The sequence below is a fragment of the Limisalsivibrio acetivorans genome (assembly GCF_000421105.1).
GTDB classification, from domain to species: domain Bacteria; phylum Chrysiogenota; class Deferribacteres; order Deferribacterales; family Geovibrionaceae; genus Limisalsivibrio; species Limisalsivibrio acetivorans.
The window spans coordinates 957,998-980,477 of record NZ_ATWF01000001.1; the positions used below are offsets into that span (position 1 = coordinate 957,998).

The window sequence follows — 22,480 nt, forward strand, 5'->3', positions numbered from 1 at the left end:
ATTAAGAGCGTTTATGACAAAACTGGTTGTGGGCTACTAGTAGCCATCTAACTGGAAAACCTCTCCACGTCTCACGTTGTTATGTCTTAAGTGTAAACGTTATAGCCAACTTGATTCCATCTTGACGATGAAGGTTGATATATAATAAGCCAACATGGATGTTGGCTCTGAAGGCGAAAGGAAGCACAGCTTTGCTGGTCTGACGAAGCCGGAAGTGCGAGAGGGCAAGGTCTCCTTGCCCGAACAACAATGGAATTTCCATGGATGGTAAATTCCATAAATATAATAAAGACTAAGGGGAAATTTTTAGGGAAAACTTTCCCCTTATGATCCCCTTAAAAACCCATCCTTAGGATGAATAGAGTGCTTGATACAAAACGGCTTCCAAGGATGGAAGCCCTGAAGGCGTAGTTGAATTGGGCTTTGCTCAATTCACGTAGCCGGAAGTGCGAGAGAGCGGGGTTTCCCCGCTCGAACAACAATGGAATTTCCATGGATGGTAAATTCCATAGATTAAATAGGATGATGAATTTCCCAGGTTAACACGCCAGGTATAAAAAAGGCGGCCCCCGAAGGAGCCGCCTCTGATTTAATAGGGTTTAGGTCTTACTAGGGTCTTGATACTGAGGAAGCATCACCAGCACCCATCCAGGCAGCTGCCTGAGCGTAGCCTGTGAGGTCGATGTTTCCATCAAGAGCACCGTTGTCGAGCCAGTCAAGCGAGTCGAAAATAATGCGCTTGGTATACGTGGGTGAGTGTGTGAATGCACCCGGCTCTCCATGGAGGTAGAGCATGTTGTATACCGCACCCATATTCTCTGTAGAGCCCCAGCCGCCTTCAGGAGCGGGAACTCTGTGGCTGATTTCGGGGTCGAACTTGGCGATAACCATGTCCTCAAGTGCCTTGTAGGCGTTCTCGTATCCAGCTTTAACCTCGTCGAACTGAGCCTGGTTCTGGGGATAGAGTGCGCTGTGGCATGAAGAGCAAGTGTCGTTAGTTGCGAAGTCGATACCGAATGCGTGCTTGTCTGTTGCTTCTGTACCAGTCATGTGACAGGAGATACAGGGACCGTTATCGGAACCGCCGAGACCGAGGTGGTAGTTAGTACCGTAGTCTTTACCATCGAACTCATAGGCAACGTTGTTGAACATTGTGCCTGCGGCTACGAAGTAGTGGGGTCCTCTGAGGCTGCCGTCAAGGGTGTTGTTAAGTACCTGGTCGTAGGCACTTCTGTCTCTACCACCGTGGCAGTTGATACAGAGGTTGGAGAGTCCCTTGTCGGCAAGAGTTACCTGTGCACCTGTGTGCTGGTCTTTGTAGAATGTGGTGTAAGCACTTGCTTCAACAACCTCTGCGTTGTCGGGAGTTATCACGGAGTCTTCATCGAGCTCGTGACAAACCTGGCATGCGAGGTGGCTGGATATACCCATGGTATCCTTGCGGTTGAAGCTTTCATCGCTTATGAGAGTACCATCTTCGAGGTCGTAGTGAGCTTCTTTATCTGCATAATAAAGCTCTGCACCTTCGGAAGAGTGGCATCTTGCGCATGAAGTGCTCATCTCGCCATCCTCATCCCAGTGACGGAAAGCTTCGGATGATGCATCGAAGTGGGCTTCGTCATCTCTGATGAGTCCGCTTACATCTCCTCCGAGATCCTCAATTGAATCGTAGAGAAGCTGGATAGCGTAAGCTGAGTTGTGAGCATACATACCGGGATCGTTGCTTACTACCTTATAGTTGAATGCTGCCTTGAACTGAGCTTCAGTTGTGATGTTGCTCCAGTAGGGATAGTGGCCTACATCAACAACGCCCTGAGCGATGAGTTCGTCGTAGAGAAGCGTCTTGAGACCTTCAACCTCTGCATACATACCTTCGGTTACATTGCTGTCACCGTCGTAGTCAAGGTTGGAGCCTGTCATACGGATATCTCTGGCGTCCTCATTCTCGGTCATTGCTGTGTGACACTCGTTACAAGTCTTAGCGTCAACTCCGTCTCCGTCGATGTCGCCAGCATAGTTCTTGGTTATAGCAAGGTCTGTACTGTGCGGGCTGTGACATTCAACGCAGGAGTCGTTGGTTGCAACGTGCTCAAACTTGGATGCATACATCTTACCTTCGTACTGATAACCGATCTGCGCAAGTGTACCATAAAGCGTACTTCCAGCTACAAAGTAGTGGGGGTTGATTCTTGCGAAGTTGAATGTTCCAGGGTTCTCAGCAATGTAGGTATCTACATCATTACCTGCATTTCTACCGCTGTGGCAGCTGAGGCAGAGCTGGTCTTCGCCGAGCTGCTCAGGCGTCATAGTAATGTCTGAGGGGAATGTGTGGTTGTCTACGAACTCTCTTCTGGGTCCGAGCTCGAAGGGTTCGCTACCGTCAACTTCGGGATCGTAGTCTGCGTTTCTAGCCTGAAGGTCGTGGCAGGCTACACAGCCGACAACGTTACCGGAAGTGTTATTGTAGCCGGCATGTCCGCCTACAACTTCTTTAACGAATTCGATACCGGAGTGGCATGCGAAGCATTCTGCGTCATCAGAGTCGCCGCCTTCCCAGTGGTTGAAAGATTCTGCTTTATACTCAGAGTGTCCGCCTCTGTGCCATCCAACCATATGGTCGAACTTGCTGGCGGCGTGAACATCGTGACACTGACGGCAGGCGTAGGGGCTTGCTGCGTCGATCTGGTATCCGTCAAGTGTTTCAACGGAGGTTACAGTATCGTTGTCGTCAAGCATTGCATAGTTACCTGCGAAGTGGGTATCTGCGATGTCTCTGTAGTCTTTGTTGTAGTGGTAGAAGGTGTTTTCTCTCTGGTTCTCGTAGTCAGAGCTGAGTGCGTAGTCATACTTGTTGGCGTCCTCATCATAGGTTGCGTCGAGGAATACCTGGTGACAAGTAGTACAAAGCTGGAACTCTGCGGAGTAGAGAGTTGCTTCCACTGTGGAGTTGTCTGAAAGTGTCTCAGTTTGAGTTACATCATCAGTACGAAGCTCGGTGGAGTGAGGTTCGTGACATGTACGACACTGAACTCTGCTCTCGCCAACCTCTACAGGTGAGTCAGCATCCCACTGTGCACGGAAGTCTTCTCTTCCCATGCCTCTGTAATCGTCTGCATACTCTCTAAAGCCTTCATCACTGTGACATACTGAACATCTGCCAGTTTCGTGTCCTTCCATCATACCGTGTGCACTGTCCTCATAGAGGCCGGTTATGTTGTCTGCAAAGGGATGATATGTGAAGTGCCCAGCTGAGGGTCCTTCGAACTTGGTGTGGCAGAGCTTGTTTCCGTCCTCGTCCTCGGGTGAGCAACCGGAAGCATCGGGCTCTTTCTTGAGGAGACCAGACTGAAGGTCGATGTGACATGCTGAACATGAAACAACTGCAACGCCTTCCTCTACGAAGTTTTCAAACTGGTAGCCTTCGTCGAAGGGGTCGTGGCATGCAAGACATTCTTTGGGTGAATCCTGCGTGATGTGATCACTGTGGGTAACGTGAACGCTTTCAAGGTACTTGGTGCTTTCCACGAGGTCGCTGTGACAGTGGAAGGGCCCTTGTGAGCATCCCTGTGCGTGATCTGCGAAATTAGTTGTGTTACAGATGTACTCTGTCTCAGTGATTTCGCTTTCATCAAGAACACCGTTGCCGTCGGAATCGATACCGGCTGTGATCTTCTGTCCGCCGTATTCACAGTTATCGCCGGGCTCTTCGGTTACGATTTCGATGAGGGATTCGGCTCCGTCATTTCCGTCATTACCGTTACAGACAGCCTGCTCTGCGTTTACTTCGGACTCGTCCAGCAGACCGTTACCGTTCAGGTCGATACCGGTCTGTACCAGGATACCACCGTTGGCACAGGTTTCACCGGGCTCGATGATCTCTGTGTTTGCAACCGTACTGTGGGTCCCCTGATCGGTGACATTGTTGTCTCCGCCTCCTGAACTTCCGCCGCATGCATAGAGCATGAGTGAAAGGATCGGAATCGCGAGAACAATCAAAAACTTGCGCATAAATCCTCCTTTCTTCGCATCCGCCAGCAAGCAGGCGGACACAAAATTGGGTGAAACTTAGCAATGCTTGGCACTGCTGTTAAATAAATTAATTTTGTAACAAACCATAGCATATTGCTATATTTTACAAAGTATACCAGACTTCAATGCTATGTCTACTCTATATACCCCTATAAGCGCTAATTAATGTTCCATAAAACACTTGAGCCACAGTAAGTTTTACATGCCTAACTAGCATAAGTGCATAAACGAACAACGTTGTATAATGCAATCACCAGGTTAAATTAAAGTAAAACCAAAGGGATAGCTGAACTCATTATGTTAAATCTAAAAATAAGACAAGAAAGGGTTTGTAAAGATGCGCACAAACGAAAAAGTTCGATTTTTTTTTGTTTTTTCTCAATGTAAATTCCTTGTGTACAATAAAAAATATATCTATAGCTATATGCGGATAATGCAATACTCGGCCTCGAGCTCTTTATAACATTGTTTCCATATTGTGAGCTCCCGATTATAGCCCTTCCAACCTTTTTGTATCATGAGTAAAATATGTAAAGTTTCTACCTTTATCCTGCTACATCATTAGCAATATCTATAGATAAAGACCATTTGTCAGTTAACATCAAACGGATAAACTCTAATCATATATGTATAGTTTTTTACAGCATAGACCATTGTAACAGACAAGATTATGAACGAATGGGGGTTTGTATTAGTAGACATTTGTGTCTAGAGCTTTATTACTACACAACCAGCCGTATGGCATGAACATAAGAACGTATTGACAGGAATTATACCAGAATTGAATAATATTGATACGTGGGCATAATACGACAAATACGGGGCAGATTATCAATAACTTATGAAAAGTTAACCTGCCCCGCAGAAATGATTTAGAAGAGTCCTGAATCCCCCGAGCCGTGATAGTGACAGTCGGAACAGTTTGAGGAGTAAGGTCCATCATGCACAACCTCTACGAGACCGTTTCCAGTCTCCGCGCCCCCTTCGGTAAAGTGACAGACTGAGCAGAGCTCGGTGTAGTTGTTTTCATACACGGATATATCTGCTACGGAGGCTGTGTCGTCTGTCAGCTCTGCATTAGAGCCATTCTCTGAAAGGATATGGCTGTTCGGGGATGTGTGTACCTCATGGCAGGCTGTGCAGGGTATCTCCATATCTGCGGAGTATGTCCCCCTCAGTTCGCCGAAACCTGCCCCTGAACTGATTCCGAAGCCGTGGGCATCGGCTGTGTAGCGTTTTTCTTCCTCGGTCTCTCCCGTTCCTATGTAAGTATTATAAATGTTGTCATCCCCATGTTCTGGAGATGGGGGGATAACACCGAAATTACCGTTTCCGTCATGGCAATTGAGGCAGAATTCCGTTGTGCTGGAAGCTTTTGAGCCGGACTGAGTGAAGTCGATATCCATCTCGATCCTGCCGTCCATGTCGGAGAAGTCGTGACAGACAAGGCAGTCTTCGTTGTTGTATTCATCGTCACCGTTAACATCGTGGAACATATGTCCATCGAACAGATCGGCGGAACGGGTGAGCTTACTGTCCGTGTGACAGTGGGTGCATCTGTAAGTTCCCGCCGTGATACCTTCAACGCCGTTGGAGCCGTGGCAGTAGAAGCATACACCGGTATCGTAGCCGTCTATCTCTGTGAAGGAATCCCCCAGAGTTCTTGAGTATTCGTGGATATCTTTAAGGTCGCCAGCCGGGTGGCAGAGCATACAGTTATCGCTTTCCCAGCCTATCCCGCCGCCGTGGGCTGCAGGTTCGTTAAGCTGGGGGGCTGTGGTTCTTGATTCGCTCAGGGGTGAGCCGGAATCACCGGAACCTCCCCCGCATGCTGTTATTATCACCGCCGCTGTAATTACCAGTATGTATGTAATAAATCTCATCATAATTACCTCTTAGTTACCTGCTGTGGCATTCGATACAGAAGCCTGTTCTGTGGCATACATCACAGGAGCCGGGGTCTATCATGGCATCCATGGAGTGTGTTAGTTTATAGGCTCTGGGGTGGCGCAGATCCTCTATGGATTTTTGTTTGCTGTGGCAGTCTTCGCAGTACCAGTCGCTGTGACAGCTCTCACAGGAGCTTTTATCAAGCTTGGCTGGAACTGCATGGAGCTTTGTCCAATCCGCCTGATGATCATCCGGTTTCATTGTCTTAAGGTTGTCATGGCATACCTTGCAGTTGCCGGGCGCTTTAGCAACCCTTGTGGTTTCGTCCTTATGGCAATCGTGGCATTTACCGTCTATCTTAAGTTCGGCGTCGATCTTAAAGTCCTGCCCCTGGAAAGCGAAGCTCTCAAGATCGGGGAGTTTATGGCAGTAGAAGCAGTCCTTCTCCTGCTGGAAGAGAATGTCCACGTGCTTTTCATGGTTAAATGCGAGATAGGGGGTGCGGTAATAAAACTTGGAGCATCCCACCGCCGCAATAATAAAAGCTGTCAGTATAAGTAAAGTCCTTTTTTTCATAGCGAAACCACCGTTCCTCTCTTTAGAAATCTATGGATGCCTTAACGCCTAGCCTCGAATCGGGGAGGTATCTTGTCTCTCCATTCTGCTCTGCGTAAAGGTTGAAACGCATATTGTCCTTGTACATGTACTCCGCCTCTGTGTAGAGGGAGTACACCGTGTCCTCCTCCTTCCAGTTTTCGAGCTGAACAATCTCTTTCTGGAATGAGAGGCGGAATTCTCTGGTAAGGTTCCAGTTAATGGAGAAGCTGAATCCCTTTGCATCGGAGACCTTGCTTTCGTAGCTGTAGCCTTCGATGGTGGAGGTTACACCTATCTTCTTATAGTAGTTCGCCTCTGCACCCAGCTTGATGATATCGCCGGATATCCATTCGCCGCTGGGGTACTCGATGAGGGTGTGTACCGTTGTCTGATAGAGGGATACGTTGGGGGTAAGCTTATAGCGGAGACTGAGGCTGTAGCGGTCCTCTTTTCCTGTGGAGAAGTTTGTTATGATAAGCTCACGGTCGTAGTCCTTACCCTCCTCAACGTTGTATCTGCTGAAGCGGTATATGATGCCGAATTTAGGGTTGCGCAGTGCTGTACGGAAGTTTGCACGGTAGAGGTCGTTCCTGTCTGTGTCGTATTCCGCATCCGCTCCGGCGGTGAGGAGCATCCCTTTGTTGAGGGAAAAGTGCCTTGAAAGCCCTATCCCTGCGAGCTCCTGAACCACATCGTTATCGTCCGTCTCCTCCTTTGTGTAGGAGATGAAACCGTTTGTATCCTTAACACCATTCAGGAAGAGCTTTGCTCCGTACATCCTGTCCCCAGTGTCACGGAAGGTTTCGTTGATGTGCCTTCTATCCGTATCGTAATACTTCGGTGAGCCGGCAAATATTGTTGCACCAAAGTAGTATTCGGTCTTTATCTCAGCCTCAAATCCATCAAGGGTAAGAAGGCTTTCGCCGAAATAGGGGAATCGGCCGAGCTTTAAAGAGACTGCATCCTCGAAGCCTTTATAGTGAAAATAGGCTGAGTATATGTCGCTTCTGTCCTCGTCATCCTCAACGGCGTAGCGCCCGAAGAAGTTGAAATCGAGATACGGCTCTGCAAGCTCTGTGCTATCGAGGCGCAGATAGTTTTCCCATGAGGTTTCATTCTCATCGCCGCTTTGGAATTCCAGACCTGTGGAATACTCCCCGTTGAAGGTAATTGCATGGGCACTGAGGCTTAGAAGTATAATCAGCGGTATCAGTATGCGCTTCATTATTCAGCCCCCTTGAGATCCGCCAGCGACAGCTCGATGAGTTTTACAGCGTAGTCGAAGTTGTGGTTACCGCCACTGCGGTCGTTCTTTATGAAGTTGTAGTTGTAAGCCGCTCTGTTAAGGGAGAGAAGTGTTCCACCTTCGACACCTTCCGCCGCATAGTCACCCTTGACTGCGGTGTCTGTTGAAAGGCCTGCCTCTGTATTAATAGCCACCTTAAGCTCAGCCATCTTCGAGTTGAGCATATCGGTCTGCCCTGCATAGTCTATGTAGCCATCGGCGGTTATCTCATCCACGATGATGCTGTGGCAGACATCGTTGCAGTAATCCGCTCTCCCTTCGTAGTCGTCACTGAAGGAGGCGTGGGTGGTGCCTTCGAGGCGTTTCATATGGCAGTCGGTACATGTTGTGCCGGACTTTTTGTGGAAGGAGCGCAGGTTGCCAAGATCATCGCCGTACTCGTATCCACCCGTTCCCTCATACATCTCCGCCTGGGAATTGTGCACGATGTTTCCCACAGCAGGAAGGGTTTCCTCCGTTGCTCTGTGGCATTCGTAGCAGAGTGCGGATGCACCCGCATCAACGGTTTCTCCTGCCACAGACGTGCTGCCGTAGGCAAGGAGCTGGTGAGGATTATCACTTTCGCCGTGGGGATCGTGGCATGTGTCACAGCTTACCCCTTTGGGCTGTTCTATATCGGACGGTGCAATGTCCGTGCCGTAGATACCCGCCTTAAACCCTTGGGAAGTATGGCATTCTATACAGCTGTCGTTTTGTGCGGAACCCTCTGCGAGGTGTGCTTTGTCGTGGGAATCGGAGTATTCAAAGAAGTGCCCCTGCACTTCGTTACCCGTGTCGTGGCACACGAGGCATGCGCCGGAACCTGGAGAAACCTCTGGCTCGTGGGTGAGCTCTGCGGAGCCTTCGATATCGGTTTCATAGGTGAATGCAGGACCGTGACACGCTTCGCATGTGACGCCCCTAGTGTGGGTGTGTGTTGTATTATCCGGCTCGGACCAGTCTGCTATGAGGTCATCGTGGCCGTAGGTGTTCGGGTGGTCATCGAGGGCATCGGCGTTCCTGTCCACAAAGAAGAAACCAGTGGTGTGACAGCGGTAGCACTCGGGATCGTCCGAACCCGCCACAGCCGCATAAGCCTGCCCATGGGCACTGGCTTCTACGGTGTCCGCAAGGTTTCTTAGTGTTTGCCTGCCGAAGTCATCGCCAAAGTCATCAACGTTCAGGGTGCCGTCGTGGCATTGACCGTAGCAGAAGGAATCTCCGCTGTGTTTCGCATAGGAGTAAGAGAGGGCGTGTATCCTCTTATCCTCGCTGTAAACATCACCTGCGGCGTCAACGGCTGTGAGCCTGATGGTGTAAAGACCCTGGGATGTTGGGATGAAGGAACAGCTGTCTCCGCTGAGGACCATCTCCGTATAGGAGTTTTCGGGGTATGAAACCAGCTCCCAGTCCTGCAGTGTGTATGAGCTGTCCATTATATTCAGCACAACCTTCTCTCCGGCCTGAACAGAGGATATTCCCCTGTATCTGTCGGGGGTTATGTTCCCTGCGCCATCGTATAAGCTTTCCCCGGCCGATGCATAGCCCTCATAGCCGAGGGAGATTATACTCTTCTCCGGTATGCTCACCCTCTCCATACGATAACCCGCAAAGAACTCCATAGGGATATCTGCTTCAGCCGTGAGTGTGTTCCCGTTCCTCTCGGAATGGTAGGGAACAGGACTGCCGTTCAGGATTCCTGCTATCCCCAGCCTGCTGTAGCTCCCCCCCTCGTTCTGGAACATCTCCTCACTGTAGGGTATGCTTACCTCGGCATCGGCGAAGGTATTGGTCTGAGTGTCAAAATTGCTGTTAAAGCTTACTACATATCGATCGGAAACGGCGTTGTAGCCTTTTACGGCGTAGTCAGCTTCGGTCTTTTTGATATAGATTGTGTCCGCATCAAAACTCCCATTGAGGGAGAAGCCCTCGAATGCTCCGGAACCGGTGTAGCTTAGAGTGCCGTTATCCGGCACGGACACACTGATGACGTTTTCATCCTCCTCCGTTATGGAGGGTTTCAGGTCGTCACTCCCTGAACAGGCGGTAAGAATAAGCAGGCCTGCGGCTGTTAATAAACCTTTGTGCAGCAGTTTCATATTCTATTCTCCATCCCCTTTGTGCTGTTCCAGCAGAAACTCAAGCAGGTAGGGGGTGCTTTCCTCATCGTGGCATTTATTACAGAAGTCTTCCCTGTTGTTTGTTGCTACATCAAGAAGCCCTTCGAAGTCTGAATAGTGGGTAAGATGACAGTCCGCACAGTCGAGTTCGTTATCCGTTCCGGGTATGGTAACGTTGTCCACCGGGTGAAAGCGTATGTAGCTCTGGGCGTGGTAGCCGTATTCCGGATCATCGGCGAAGTGGCACTGGGCACAGAGCTCCTCCACAGGGTTGCGCAGATGGGTCTTCTGGGTTGATTTATGGGGGGAGTGGCATATGGTGCAATACCCCTCCGCTGTGGGCATATGGACAATCTCTGCATTCTTCTTTTCTTTATTAAAGTCTTTATGGCAGTTCAGACAGGTGTCCGCAAAGGGCTCAACGGGTTTGAGGCTGTTCTCCTTTGTATGACAGGTGAAGCACTTCCCCTCTTTAACCGGTGTATGCACCCATTGCCCCATGAACTTGTCTCTGTGGCAGTTCACACAGTCGTTTATATTCTGGAAACGGTGACAGCGGCTGCAAATCTCCTCACGTTCAGGGCTTTCATGGAAGGAGCTCAGCTCCTCTGTCCAGTCACCGATAACCTGCGGTGATGCTACCTTGTTGATCTTAAGAATTTTTTCTGAATCCCCCTGGATTACTCTAATGGTGTTTTCACCCTGGGAGAGTTTGAGGATACTCATAAGCATGAAGGAACGAGTCTCATTGTCTGAGAAAAAAGGAATCATACGTTTATTGTATTCAACGCCGTTTATGCTTATAACTGCATCATCGCCTGAATCGGAGCGGCCGACAACATGGACATCGCTCACAGCTGTGGTTTCACCCTCTCTGGGAAAGAATATCTCAAGCTCAGCAACGGCAGTGGCAGCTGTGAATGCGGTTATCAACATAGCTGTAATAAGTATGCCAAACCTCATTTACCCTCCCCTTGCATCTTATTGAGATAGTATTCAAGCCTTTCCTTGTCCGGATACTCTTCCTTCATAGATTCCAGCATACCAGCACCCCTTTCCGCATCCCCCTGGAGGTATACTGAGATCGCTGTGAAAAACCGGCATTCTACGTTTGAACTGCAACTATCCAGAACCTTTTCCGCCCTGTCGGGGGCTTTAAGCCGCAGGTAGGTCTGGCCGAGAAGGAGAAGCCCCTTGTCATTAAGCTTGCCCACCTCGATCTTATCCAGCTCTTCCAGAGCCTTCATCCGCTCACCCTTCTTGGCGAGCATAAGGACAAAATTCATTTTGGGAACTATCCTGCGGAACTGTTCGCTCTGGAGCGCCTTCTCTCTGGCGTCCTTAAACTCACGGGGGCTAAGACCTCCGCTCAGGTAGCCCAGATGGATCCCTGTCATAAGGGTTATGCTGGATGTTATCTCGCCTATAACATCGCCGTCTTTGATGAACAGCGCTCTGGGGAGCTCACCCTGAACATCTTCAGCGTGGAAAAGCTTCCCGCTGAGAACTGCATCTTCGAAGATTTCCCTGCTCTCATCCATGGGTGCTGTGTCGATATAAACACAGGGTACATGGGGGTGAGAGGAGCACTCCGAATCGAACTCCGCCAGCAGGTTGAGGTCGAAGCGCTTGGAGCTATTGAATATGAGCACACCCTTATTCCCCTCAGGCATCGAGTAGTCCCCGAGAAGAGGCTCTGCAGCGGGGAGCTGTGCAAAAGCCGTCTGGACGGTCATAAGTATAAGGCACAGAAGGGTGGCTAGTCTCACTTCTTCTCCTCCTTAAGCTTCTGCAGGTTCTTCTGAATTATCAGCATATTCTGCAACACTTCCCTTTCCAGAAGCTTCTTGTTGCGCTCCTTACGGTATTTTTCGTCGTGGTATTTATTGAACAGCTCCTCGGATCGCTCACCATGGCATATGCCGCAGAAGTTATCCCTCGTTTCCTGAATGAGGAAGCTGTTCTTATGGTCGCCGTCGATGTTTCCGGGGTATGTACCCTTATCCTGCTCGTTCCACACATGGGGGTTGTGGCAGGTCTGGCACGTTATACTCCCGTTTACGGACTTCTCGCCCATGTCGTCATACAGCCAGTCCTTAATCATAACCTTGAAGGGGAATATCTTGAAGATACTGCTGTGTTCCGCAATCTCGGGAATCTTCTTCTCGCCGAGTCCGTTTCTGTTGTGGCAGTCGGTGCAAATCCTTTCGGCGAAGGGCTTGTCTTCATCCACTTCAAAGGGCCACATGAGCTTTGTATTTTCATTGAAGTTGTGGGGCTTGTGGCATACGTAGCATGCATTCTGCTCGGCGAGTTTAGCGGTTTTTTCATCGATATACTCGATCCTCGCCATGTTGTGCTCGCTGAATGCCGAATCCTTCTGGTCCGCATGGCAGGTGAAGCAGAGGTTTTCGTCACCGCTCTCCCTGAGCATGCCTCTATCCGCTGAATGGGGCTCGTGGCACGTGGAGCATACAATCTTGCCGTTCTGGAGGAAGAGGTCGTGTTCCGATGCCTTCTCATCCTCTATGTTCATCTTATGGCTTGTATTTATCGCTGTCTCGGAGGCTGTTTCGCCCTCCGTATGACAGCTCTTGCAGATCTTGTCGAAGTCTTCACCGTACTTCTTATCGAAGAGGTAGTAACCGCTGTTGTGAACGCTGTGGCATGCGCCGCATGTGTTCTGCTCAGCCAGAATCTCTTCATAACCGGCCTTCTTCTCGTACTTCTCGGGGTTATGTTTAGTTTCGGCGAAGTCCTTCATATCCTTGTGGCAGGCTATACAGGGGTTCTTCTCCTGCAGGAGCTTATCCTCAAGGAAGCTGTTGCGGAAATCACCCTCGTCACCCTTTGCGGGGCCGTTCTTGTGGACGTTATGGCAGGTTCCGCAGTCGAGGCGGTATTCACCCTCATGTTCGGTTAGCATATCCTCATAGCCTTCGGGATGTTCGATTACTCCGGTGGTGTGTCCGCCGGAAATGATCTTCTTCTTGCCGCTTCCATCCTCTCTGTGGCAGACATTGCAGTAATCCTTGTCCTCTTTATATGTGTACTTGATGGACATGATGTACTTCTCCGTCTCCGCCTTATGCACTGCGTGGCAGGACTGGCAGGCGGGATCGGTCTTCTTCTCTCTTATATCGTGGTCTGTGCCTGCAACATCCTTCTGGTTCTCGTGGCATGCGGAGCAGAAGCTGTCGAAATCGGAGTATTCACCGCGCAGGAAATCACGGTCGATGGTTTCCTTCTTTGAGGGGGTGTGCGGGTTGTGACAGCTGATACAGGTGAACTTTCCATCCTCGTTAAGCTTGAACGCCTCGGGGAGTTTATCCTCGGGCACTACATCTGCAGGGTGGGAGTGCTCGCCTATGAGCATCTTCTCTGCGCTTCCCCCCTCTCTGTGGCAGTCGAGGCATCCATCATCCTCTTTTTTCACGAGCAGACGCTTGTTTGTGCTGTTATGCACCTGATGGCAGGAGAGACAGCTCTTATCAAGCTCCTTGCTTCCGTGGAGGGTCTTCTCTATCATCCTCTGCTCTTTGTGGCAGGTTATGCAGAGTTCGCCGTTCTTAGTATCCTGACGGAGGAAGTTTTTCTCTTTCGAATGCACATCGTGGCATGTGGAGCAGTTTATATCCTTCTCCATGCTGTCCTTAGCAAGGATAGTGGAAAGGAATCTGTCCAGCAGACCGAAGATGGGGAGATCGCCGTAGTCTTTATCCTGCTTATCCTTTATCTCATCACCAATGGGGTGGTGGAACATTCTGCTGTTGAAGTATGTATCATCCGCAAGGTTTTGGTCGCTATGACAGCTCAGGCACGCCTTTGTGAGCATATCTTCATCGCCGGCGGGGAGCTCCATTGACCAGCCGTGGGGGCCGTGACAGCTTTCGCAAACACCCTTCTCTGCGGCGGTTTTGCCATCCTTGGTGCGGAAGTTTTTGATCTTCTCCATATTATGGGGGGTATCCAGAACCTTCTCCTGCTCGCTGTGGCATTCGAGGCATATGGTCTTGTCCGCACCCTTCTTTATGAGAAGGTTATCCGTTTTACCCTTGTGGGCAGAATGGCAGGTTGAGCATGTGAGGTTATGCTGTTCGCCGTATACGCCGCCCAACTTCTTTATCTCGTATACCTTTGCGGGGTCATCGTGTTTGACATTGACCGGATGCGTGAGGACGCCTTTTACGTACTCGGTGTCCTTGTATCTTATCTTATCCTCATGGCAGACTGCGCATACTGCGGAGTTACCGAGTTTCTCGATAAGTATCTTCTCGCCGCCGGGGGAGTGGTTTGCGTGACAGCTTTCGCAGATAAGTTCGCCGTTTTTACCCATCCTTCCGCCGGTTTTCTCAAGCATTGACCTGATGGCGGCTTCGTTCTCCTCCGGCTTCTTCATGGAGTGGTTACCCGATTTCTTTGTCTGGTCCTCGTGGCAAGCCTTACAGAGCTCTGAATTAGGGTTCTCCATCCTCAAAAAGAGGCTTGTATTTATATCTTCACCCGTAGGATCCTCTGTGGCGTGGGGTGTGTGGCATGTACGGCAGTTTAGCTTGCCGTCATCAAGGGGGAGCCTCTCGGGGATGTTCATGTGCTCGGGGATCTTCTCCGCAAGCTTATGCATATCGCCGGACCATACCTTGACACGGCTGTCCTCAACTGTACCGTTATGACAGCTGAAGCACATCTTATCGGCGGCGACCAGCTTCTCCTTCTGATAGTCTACAAGCTCGGTCCCTTTGAGGTCATACAGGAATTCGGGCATCCATTCGTAGTGACAGACTGCGCATTCCTTCGAGGAATCGGGCTTGGAGGCGGAGAATGCCGCCGTTGTGAATATAATTGTAATTATTGATAATAATACAAATACACGTTTCATTATTTCACCTCCAGATGGAAGAGGTGAACCTTCTTCTCATAGGGATCCACAACCGCAAGGCTGTTACCCTTTATCCTAATATGTGTCGGGGAGCCGAATTCGAGACGGTTTCCTGAAGAATCCTTCAATACACCTGCAAAGTCCGCATCCTCATCGAAGTACTGGATCACACCCGTAAATCCGTCCGCAACGAAAAGATTGTTTCCTTGCAGAGCTATACCCGTTGGGCGGTAGAATTCACCCGCTTTTATCCCCCAGCTCCCTACGAACTCGTAGAACCTGAGATCCGCAGTGATCTTCTGCACACGGGTGTTGATGACCTCGGATACGTGGAGAAGCCCCTTCTTATCGAAGGCCGCGGAGTAGGGATACCAGAAATTGAGCCTGTCCCTTCCGTATTTTCCGAGGCTCTTGACCACCTCACCGGTGGAGAGATTAAACTGGATAAGGCTGTGGTTGTCATTATCCGGAACGTACACCGAGCCCTCGTATGGGGCGGCATCGGTGGGGTCAAACTTCTCACCTGCGGTGTAGCTGGCAATCGTGTTGAGACTGCTGTTAAGAATCTCAAGTGATTCATCCGCACAGAGCATATAGAAATCACCCTGCCTTACTAGGCAGTTCCCCCCCCTTTCAAGGGTGGCTTTCTGCTCTTTGCCGTTATCTGAATATACGGTGTATGAGCCGTCGAAGGCATCATAAACACCGAGACCGTTGCTCTCGAAAACGGCATCGGCGGGGGCACTCTTCTCCCCAAGCTCTATGGTTTTTATGAGCTTTGCGGAGTAGTCCGCCGCATAGGTGCTTAGTGCGAAAAGTAAAGCCGCTGCCGTCAGTACTGTTTTTCTCACGTTATTCACCTTTGGGTGCAAGGAATCCGGGGATTATAAACTTCTCGTATTTATTGATCATTCCTACAACTTCGTTTCCGATGAGCTGGTCTATCCTCCTCTCTGCGTAGCCGAGCTTTTTATATGGGAGGTACGCCTCTTCATACTGTCCTGTGTGGCAGTCCTTGCATGTAACGCTGTTCTCCAGCTTGCTCATAGGCGCATGAAGCTCATCAAGCATGGAGGACTTCTCATTGCCGGAGAGACTTTCCGCTCCCTGGATCAATTCCGAAGCTGTATCTCTCATGCTGTCGGAGGAGTAAAGGATATTTGAGCCCGCCTCGTTTTGCACAGGGATGATCTTGTACTCGGGATCGCCGAGGAAGGCCTTTACATCCATAGATGTTTTCCGTTCGCCGGTGATCTTGCTGTACCATTCAAAGTTTGCCCTCTGGCCGTTATCGACCTTGATATGGCATGTTTCGCATCCCATGAAGTAGGAGTGCATATTAAGGAAAGCTCTCGTCTCCTTCTTTGTACTGTGGGGGATATCGCCGTGGCATGATACGCAGAGGTTGTAGCTGTCATTCAGTTTGGCTTCCTCCAACTCATGGAAGGTGTATTTAGGGTGCGCTTCGGTGAAATTCCCATAACCCGCATCCTGCTTCTGCATATCCGTACCGTGCATCATCGCCTCATACTGGGCTGCACCCTTAGGTTCAGCGTGATGCTCGCCATGGTCCGCCTTATGCCAAAGGTGCATAACAAGGATGTTCACAAGATAGGCGGAGTAAAGAAGGATCACTATACCGATAAGGCTGTATATTATTCTAAGGAATCTGCTTCTTCTGCTCATTCGTCACTCCCGAACTGCTTGCTCTTGAGAAACTCTATCTGATCACGCACCATCTTGACTTTCTGTTCATTGGTGAACTGCTCCGCCTCCTTCATCTTGTCCAGATCCACTATCTGGGATGGATCTTTTTCAGCTATACAGTTCATCCGCTCCCACTCGAGGTAGTACTCATGCTTCATGATATGCTCCGGCAGGTATCCGGTTATGAAGAGGGGGGAAGCGGGGAATTTGTCGTAGTTTACGTGGGCGTTGTACATGTGCCATACGAAGATAACGCTCACTGCGAGCATAGCCTCGTCCGAGTGGGCGATGTAGCCGATATTGACAGCCCAGCCGGGGAGGAACATCGCCGTCTCCTCGGGGAACCAGAGGAAAAGACCTGTGAGCCCGAGTACGGGAATACCCCAGAAAACCGCCCAGTAGTCAAACTTCTCTCTCCAGTAAAACCGCTCGTGCTTCGGTCTTTGGTCCGTAATGAAGAGGGCGAACTTTACGAAGTCAAGGAAGTCTTTGATATCCTTGAGCCTCGGGAAGGTCGGTGAGTAGTATATGAATTGGATCATCTCCTTTATGGAGAAGTTTGATGTCTTCTTTGCTGGTATAATGTACAGCCTGAAAAGGTTCTTAAAGAGGTAGTACCAGTGGTAGAAGAACAGGCCGACCATAATCACACCGGCTACCCTGTGAATAAGCCTTGTGCTTGCAAGTCCGCCGAAGAGGCGGATTGTTGGCTCCGCCCAGTCGTAATAGTGAAACTTGAGCGGGAAGCCTGTGAAAACCAGAAGAAGGAATGTGGTCATAAGTATATAGTGCTGGTTCTTCTGGGAAACCGTGAGCTTCCTGTAATGACGCTCACCATTCTTTATCTTTATCATCGGGTATCTTCTTGTCATTTTGAATCCCCCTTCTGCTTGCCTTTGCGTCTCAGGCTGAAGTTCGGGAAGATCTCCCTTATAAGTTCAAGTATGAGCAGACCCACGAGCGGGAAGAATACGCCGAGGGTAAGCACAGTGAAGGCAAGAGCAACGTAAAACTCGATGGGGTACAGGTCCTTGTCTATCGCAACGTGCATCCGTATCTCGCCGAAGCCCTTTTTTGCTGTGGGGTGGCATCTTGGGTCCTGGCAGGTCTTGTACCGCTCTCCTTCGAAGATGGCACTTTCGGGGTTCTTCTGGCTCATAATGCGGTGGACCGAATCGCCGGTTTTAACGTGGCAGTCGATACATGTGGGTGCGTTCTCGAAGCCGAAGCCGATGGCCTTGCCGTGGAATGTGTCGAGATAGGTTCCTGCGGCATTCTTGAGCTTGTGTTTCTCCGCCATCTCCTGTTTGGAATGGCACTCGCTACACGTTGCAATCGACGATTCATCGTGCTTCAGGTTTTTCATCCTATGGCTTACATGGTTGAAGAAGTATTTATAGTCTATGTTGTCTTCGTGGCAGGTCTCGCATTTGTTGTAGATCTCTGAAGGGTCCCTCGAATCGCTTATCTCATAAACTTCATCGGGGTTAAACCGGAAAACAGGGTTGTTGTGGCAGTCCTTGCAGTCTGGAAAATCTTCAACAATCTTAGCCCGGACATTGGGGTTCTCCGGGTTATGGATACTCTCCATAAGTGCCTTTTCCGCCTGCTTGTGGGAGAATGGCTTGGCCGAGCCCGCCTCAGTGATGTGACACTCTGTGGTACAGTTTACAGGTTCGGCTTCCTTGTGCGGTATCTCTTTGATATCTGTGTGACATCCGGAACATTTGACCCTGGTATGAACCGAGTGGTCGTATCTTTCGGAGTTCACATAGAAGACACGCAGTTCCCCTTCGTCACTAACCCTGCTGAGCCCGGGGTATTTGTGGCACATCATGCAGTTTTCGTCATCGGGGGTGAAAGTTTGGGCCCCTGCGGTAACTGCTGATATAAGGAGAGCCGTAATGAATAATGATTTAATAAACCTCATCTGCCGCTCCAATGTATAAAATAAAAAGCTTCTAAGTTAATTACTATTTTCCTAATAGGTTAATATGTAATATTTGCAATGTCAACGGAAAGCGACTGAAAATTCCCTGTATGACTAGATATATAGAAAGTTATATATTCCTAGTACTGTTAAATTATACAAAATAACTGTGTTATAATATTAATGCACCTATGATATTTATGAATCATGTATAAATCATATAACTGTTTAGAGTTCATGATATTAATTTAGTTGCACACATAAACTGCCCTGAGCAGGGGTTTGGTGGAGGCCCGCCTGACATTTCAACACTCTTGCCTAGTTAATTAAAGATGAAATGCGATTACACAGTTCCGAATCGTTATCTACATAAAAATACCCATTTATTAACCTGGTTATTTTTTATCCGCGATGTTTTAATAGGATCAAACAACAGTATGGAGGTATTACTATGAATGAAAAAGTTAAGATGAGCTCACCCTGCGGGCTCCCCTGTTTCGCTTGTGTTATCCATCTTGCAAAATTCGATGACAAGATCAGGACGATGGTAGCTGACAAGCTTGGTATTCCGAAAGAGAAGGCAGAATGTGACGGATGCCGCAACCACGAGGGGCACAATCCTGTTATTAACCCCAATCAGCAGTGTCAGATATATGCTTGTGCCAAGGATAAAGGTGTCGATTTCTGTTCATACTGCGATGAATTCCCCTGTGAGCGTTTTCAACCCTATGCGGATAAGGCCGATTTCCTCCCTCATAACACTAAGGTTTACAACCTCTGTCTCATTAAAAAGCATGGCGCAGAGAAATGGGCCGATGAGATGGGTGAGAAGGTTTATCAGGATTACTTCTCCAAGACGATGGATTTCAATAACGTTATGTACTGATTTAATCTATGGAATTTTCATGGCTGATTTAATCTATGGAATTTCCCATCCATGGAAATTCCATTGTTGTTCGAGCGGGGAAACCCCGCTCTCTCGCACTTCCGGCTACGTGAATTGAGCAAAGCCCAATTCAACTACGCCTTCAGGGCTTCCATCCTTGGAAGCCTTTTGTATATCAACCTTAATAGTTATCTACAATGTGAGTTTTTGAGGGGTTGTTAAGGGGTGGTTTGTTCCTAAAAAGCACCCCTTAAGTCTTTTCCATACATAATCACATTCGAAATAAGTTACTAATTATTTCGAATTTAGAGTATGTACGCAAAAAAACCGGCCAAAAAGGCCGGTTTTTTGTAATCGGGGCGACTGGATTTGAACCAGCGACCACCTGTGCCCAAAACAGGCACGCTACCAAGCTGCGCCACGCCCCGAACGTGAACTGAACTTATACAGCCCCAACGGGCTTATGTCAATATTTATGAATTCCCTATGGTTCTGGTGGCATAAAAAAAGCCGGGCATCAAACCCGGCTTATAGCTTTAATAGTCTGGTATTTTATCTGTGAGAGTTCAGCAGATCACGAACATCTCTCTTTTCAACCTTTGCCTTGGCAATCTCAGGGTGACGTGAGTTGTAGTCATCCTTTTCTTCTTTGTAGAAGAGGCCGAGGGGGAGTTTCTCACTCTCGGATACCAACTTCATCGCTGCACCCATATCCGATGTGTCATGCTTCTCATCGATGTGGTAGACCTTCTCGTGGTAGTAATCGTACTGAAACTTACCGCCGAAGGTGACGCAGGGCTGGAGAACATCTATATAGGCAAAGCCTTTGTGGTCCATAGCCTGCTGGATAAGCTCCGCCATCTGGTCTGAATCTGCGGAAAAGCTCCTTGCAACAAATGTCGCACCGCTTACAAGGGCGAGTGCAAGGGGGTTCATCTCACCATCCACAACGCCGAAGGGGGTTGACTTTGTGACAACGCCTTCCTTGTTTGTGGGTGATGCCTGACCCGTTGTGAGGCCGTAGACACGGTTGTTGTGCACGATGTATGTGAGGTCAACATTACGGCGCATGGCGTGGACAAAATGCCCGACACCCATACCGTAACCGTCGCCGTCACCGCCGTTTACAAGTACTGTCATCTCCGGGTTTGCAAGCTTTATTCCGGTAGCCACTGGGAGCGTACGCCCGTGCAGACCGTGGAGTGTATACGCTTTAACATGGTTGCTCATCTTCCCCGAACATCCGATACCCGATACCAGAGCTGTCTGATAGGGCTGTCTGTCGGACTCGGAGAGGGCCTTCTTTATACTGTTCCATATGGCGAAGTTCCCGCACCCGGGGCACCAGGAGGGGACGACTCCGGTATTATAATCCAATGGTTTCATTTAGTCACCTCCTCAACGAACTCGAGTATCTCTTCCACAAAGAACGGCCTTCCATCATACTTGCGGAAGTTTTTCTCAATCTGAATCCCTGTGAATTCGGATATTATGGAGGCGAGCTGGCCGGTATAGTTGTTCTCCATAACGTATGCATTCTTATGCTTAAGCATCTCCTTAACCTTCTCCCAATCAAGGGGATAAACGCTGGGGAAATGGATAAAGTTGAACTTGTCCGTATGCTTCATAGCCTCCAGGAGAGAGAGCTTAACAGAGCCCCATGTAACGAAGGTCATGGGTGCATCCATGTTGCCGATAAGCTGGGGATGGGGCATCTCATCGGGAAGTGTGTTCAGCTTACGGAAACGTCGCTCGGTGTGGGCTGTTTTCTCATGGGATTTATCCGTAACAAAGCCCTTCTCAGAATGCTCGTTGGAGGCGGCGATGTACAATCCGCCCGGGGTTCCGGGGATACTGCGCACACCTATACCGTTCTCCTTCTCCTTATATCTAGCGTGGTACTCGTTAGGGTTCTTTTCATCACCTTCAAAGATGAATCCCCTGTCCATATCACCAAGATCGGGCATATCCGTCACCATATAGTGGGATTCGGAGATGAACTTATCCAGTACGATGAATGCGGGTATTTGATACTTCTCCGCAATGTTGAATGCATCGAAGGTGAACTTGTAGCATTCCTCAAGGTCGCCGGGAGTGAAAACAGCTCTGACAAACTCGCCCTGTGATGCGTTGAGGACGAATTTGAGATCCGCCTGCTCTGTCCATGTGGGCATTCCCGTAGCGGGTCCCGGTCTTTGGGATACAACGAGAACCAGCGGAACCTCAGTTATAGCGGCGAGGCCGAGACCTTCGTTCATGAGGCTGAAACCGCCGCCGGAGGTTCCTGTCATAGCCCTGGCGCCGGCAAAGGCAGCACCGATGGCCATATTAACGCCCGCTATCTCGTCCTCTGTATGTTTGGCGACTATTCCATAATCCCTGGCCGCCTTTGCTAAGTAGTGGAGTATGGAGCTTGCGGGAGTCATGGGGTATGTGCTGTAGAAGGTTACCCCCCCTGCGATGGCACCTATGGAAGAGGCGTCGTTTCCGCTCATGAAAAGGCCCCTGTCCGCCTCGGTGGGGTTTTTGCCGCAGGTTATCTCACACCGCTCGCTTACGGAGTCATAGCCTTTCTTGGCGGCATCTATATTCATATCCGCGATCTTCTCTTTGTATGCCTCTTTTATGAGCTTCTTGAGGTCATCAAAGGCAAGTCCCAGAACAGCCGCAGCGGCGCCGAGGGCGACCGTGTTCTGCATAATGTCCGGTCCGCCTATCTCTTTGACGATCTCCTTAAGGGGAACATTAACCTTTTTGCCCCCTGCATCATCTGCCTTTTTCAGGTTGTCGAAATCTCCGATGACAAAGGTTTCGTCATCGAATTCCTCACGCTCGAAACAGACATCGTGAAGAGCAACATAGATATCCTTTTTCTGGTAGGGAGAATAAACATCATCCTCACCGAAGGCTATCTGGTAGCAGTTGTATCCCCCCCGGATAAGCGAGGGATATTCCGGGTAGCCGTGTACCCTGTATCCCGTTTTCTTGAGAGCACGGGCAAACATAGGTCCGGCGGACATAATGCCTGTTCCTGCCGGTCCTCCGATTCTCCATGTGTAAACTTTGCTCATGGTTACTCCTTTTTTTGTGCAGATTGCCTAATAAACGTCTGCAGAATAACTTTCGATTTAAATCACAACACTATTGTAACACATAT

15 protein-coding genes and 1 tRNA gene are annotated in these 22,480 nt (G+C 49.4%); 1 reads left to right on the forward strand and 15 read right to left on the reverse strand.

All coding sequences use genetic code 11. From position 1 onward, the window contains the following. Positions 1–609: 609 nt before the first annotated feature. The 12 genes from K300_RS0104480 to K300_RS0104535 all read right to left on the reverse strand — a co-directional run bounded on the left by K300_RS0104480 (position 610) and on the right by K300_RS0104535 (position 18,437). Complete coding sequence (locus tag K300_RS0104480) at positions 610–4,008, reverse strand: DUF7151 family protein (protein WP_022850472.1); 3,399 nt, start codon at positions 4,006–4,008, stop codon at positions 610–612. A gap of 893 nt (positions 4,009–4,901) precedes the next feature. Continuing rightward, positions 4,902–5,915 carry a cytochrome c3 family protein gene (locus K300_RS0104485; protein ID WP_022850473.1) on the reverse strand — a complete coding sequence of 338 codons (1,014 nt, stop codon included), beginning with the start codon at positions 5,913–5,915 and terminating at the stop codon, positions 4,902–4,904. A gap of 13 nt (positions 5,916–5,928) precedes the next feature. Further along, positions 5,929–6,495, reverse strand: coding sequence for a cytochrome c3 family protein (locus tag K300_RS16000; RefSeq protein WP_022850474.1), 567 nt, complete (start codon positions 6,493–6,495; stop codon positions 5,929–5,931). Between the two features lie 22 nt (positions 6,496–6,517). Further along, positions 6,518–7,741, reverse strand: a complete 1,224-nt coding sequence (locus K300_RS0104495; protein ID WP_022850475.1) for a hypothetical protein — start codon at positions 7,739–7,741, stop codon at positions 6,518–6,520. Then, entirely contained in the window at positions 7,741–9,900 is a 2,160-nt protein-coding gene (locus K300_RS0104500; protein WP_022850476.1) for a cytochrome c3 family protein, read from the reverse strand. Before K300_RS0104500 ends, K300_RS0104495 begins: the two co-directional genes overlap by 1 nt. Positions 9,901–9,903: 3 nt before the next feature. Then, positions 9,904–10,884 carry a cytochrome c3 family protein gene (locus K300_RS0104505; RefSeq protein WP_022850477.1) on the reverse strand — a complete coding sequence of 327 codons (981 nt, stop codon included), beginning with the start codon at positions 10,882–10,884 and terminating at the stop codon, positions 9,904–9,906. Next, positions 10,881–11,690, reverse strand: a complete 810-nt coding sequence (locus tag K300_RS0104510) for a hypothetical protein (RefSeq protein WP_022850478.1) — start codon at positions 11,688–11,690, stop codon at positions 10,881–10,883. Before K300_RS0104510 ends, K300_RS0104505 begins: the two co-directional genes overlap by 4 nt. Then, positions 11,687–14,800 carry a cytochrome c3 family protein gene (locus K300_RS0104515; protein ID WP_022850479.1) on the reverse strand — a complete coding sequence of 1,038 codons (3,114 nt, stop codon included), beginning with the start codon at positions 14,798–14,800 and terminating at the stop codon, positions 11,687–11,689. The genes K300_RS0104510 and K300_RS0104515 overlap by 4 nt, the downstream gene beginning before the upstream one ends. Beyond that, the gene (locus tag K300_RS0104520) at positions 14,800–15,651 is read right to left on the reverse strand and encodes an NHL repeat-containing protein (RefSeq protein ID WP_026836298.1); all 852 of its coding nucleotides are present in this window, start codon (positions 15,649–15,651) and stop codon (positions 14,800–14,802) included. Before K300_RS0104520 ends, K300_RS0104515 begins: the two co-directional genes overlap by 1 nt. Position 15,652: 1 nt before the next feature. Continuing rightward, the gene (locus tag K300_RS0104525; RefSeq protein WP_026836299.1) at positions 15,653–16,486 is read right to left on the reverse strand and encodes a hypothetical protein; all 834 of its coding nucleotides are present in this window, start codon (positions 16,484–16,486) and stop codon (positions 15,653–15,655) included. After that, positions 16,483–17,379 carry a formate dehydrogenase subunit gamma gene (locus tag K300_RS0104530; protein WP_022850481.1) on the reverse strand — a complete coding sequence of 299 codons (897 nt, stop codon included), beginning with the start codon at positions 17,377–17,379 and terminating at the stop codon, positions 16,483–16,485. The genes K300_RS0104525 and K300_RS0104530 overlap by 4 nt, the downstream gene beginning before the upstream one ends. Continuing rightward, positions 17,376–18,437, reverse strand: coding sequence for a cytochrome c (locus tag K300_RS0104535; RefSeq protein ID WP_022850482.1), 1,062 nt, complete (start codon positions 18,435–18,437; stop codon positions 17,376–17,378). Before K300_RS0104535 ends, K300_RS0104530 begins: the two co-directional genes overlap by 4 nt. A gap of 451 nt (positions 18,438–18,888) precedes the next feature. On the opposite strand from K300_RS0104535, the gene K300_RS14555 reads away from it, so the two are divergent. After that, positions 18,889–19,323 carry a DUF3795 domain-containing protein gene (locus K300_RS14555; protein WP_022850483.1) on the forward strand — a complete coding sequence of 145 codons (435 nt, stop codon included), beginning with the start codon at positions 18,889–18,891 and terminating at the stop codon, positions 19,321–19,323. A 354-nt stretch (positions 19,324–19,677) separates the two neighbouring features. Here K300_RS14555 and K300_RS0104545 read toward each other — a convergent pair. The 3 genes from K300_RS0104545 to K300_RS0104555 all read right to left on the reverse strand — a co-directional run bounded on the left by K300_RS0104545 (position 19,678) and on the right by K300_RS0104555 (position 22,394). After that, positions 19,678–19,751, reverse strand: a tRNA-Pro gene (locus K300_RS0104545). Between the two features lie 124 nt (positions 19,752–19,875). Beyond that, positions 19,876–20,709 (reverse strand): thiamine pyrophosphate-dependent enzyme, encoded by an 834-nt coding sequence (locus K300_RS0104550; protein WP_022850484.1) that lies wholly within the window; start codon positions 20,707–20,709, stop codon positions 19,876–19,878. Next, the gene (locus K300_RS0104555; protein WP_022850485.1) at positions 20,706–22,394 is read right to left on the reverse strand and encodes a 2-oxoacid:acceptor oxidoreductase subunit alpha; all 1,689 of its coding nucleotides are present in this window, start codon (positions 22,392–22,394) and stop codon (positions 20,706–20,708) included. Before K300_RS0104555 ends, K300_RS0104550 begins: the two co-directional genes overlap by 4 nt. Between the last annotated feature and the right edge of the window lie 86 nt (positions 22,395–22,480).

Bases quoted from the DNA above. Each gene is read 5' to 3' on its own strand.
- K300_RS0104480 (WP_022850472.1), bottom strand. From the start codon at position 4,008: ATGCGCAAGTTTTTGATTGTTCTCGCGATTCCGATCCTTTCACTCATG.
- K300_RS0104485 (WP_022850473.1), bottom strand. From the start codon at position 5,915: ATGATGAGATTTATTACATACATACTGGTAATTACAGCGGCGGTGATA.
- K300_RS16000 (WP_022850474.1), bottom strand. From the start codon at position 6,495: ATGAAAAAAAGGACTTTACTTATACTGACAGCTTTTATTATTGCGGCG.
- K300_RS0104495 (WP_022850475.1), bottom strand. From the start codon at position 7,741: ATGAAGCGCATACTGATACCGCTGATTATACTTCTAAGCCTCAGTGCC.
- K300_RS0104500 (WP_022850476.1), bottom strand. From the start codon at position 9,900: ATGAAACTGCTGCACAAAGGTTTATTAACAGCCGCAGGCCTGCTTATT.
- K300_RS0104505 (WP_022850477.1), bottom strand. From the start codon at position 10,884: ATGAGGTTTGGCATACTTATTACAGCTATGTTGATAACCGCATTCACA.
- K300_RS0104515 (WP_022850479.1), bottom strand. From the start codon at position 14,800: ATGAAACGTGTATTTGTATTATTATCAATAATTACAATTATATTCACA.
- K300_RS0104525 (WP_026836299.1), bottom strand. From the start codon at position 16,486: ATGAGCAGAAGAAGCAGATTCCTTAGAATAATATACAGCCTTATCGGT.
- K300_RS0104530 (WP_022850481.1), bottom strand. From the start codon at position 17,379: ATGACAAGAAGATACCCGATGATAAAGATAAAGAATGGTGAGCGTCAT.
- K300_RS0104535 (WP_022850482.1), bottom strand. From the start codon at position 18,437: ATGAGGTTTATTAAATCATTATTCATTACGGCTCTCCTTATATCAGCA.
- K300_RS14555 (WP_022850483.1), top strand. From the start codon at position 18,889: ATGAATGAAAAAGTTAAGATGAGCTCACCCTGCGGGCTCCCCTGTTTC.
- K300_RS0104550 (WP_022850484.1), bottom strand. From the start codon at position 20,709: ATGAAACCATTGGATTATAATACCGGAGTCGTCCCCTCCTGGTGCCCC.
- K300_RS0104555 (WP_022850485.1), bottom strand. From the start codon at position 22,394: ATGAGCAAAGTTTACACATGGAGAATCGGAGGACCGGCAGGAACAGGC.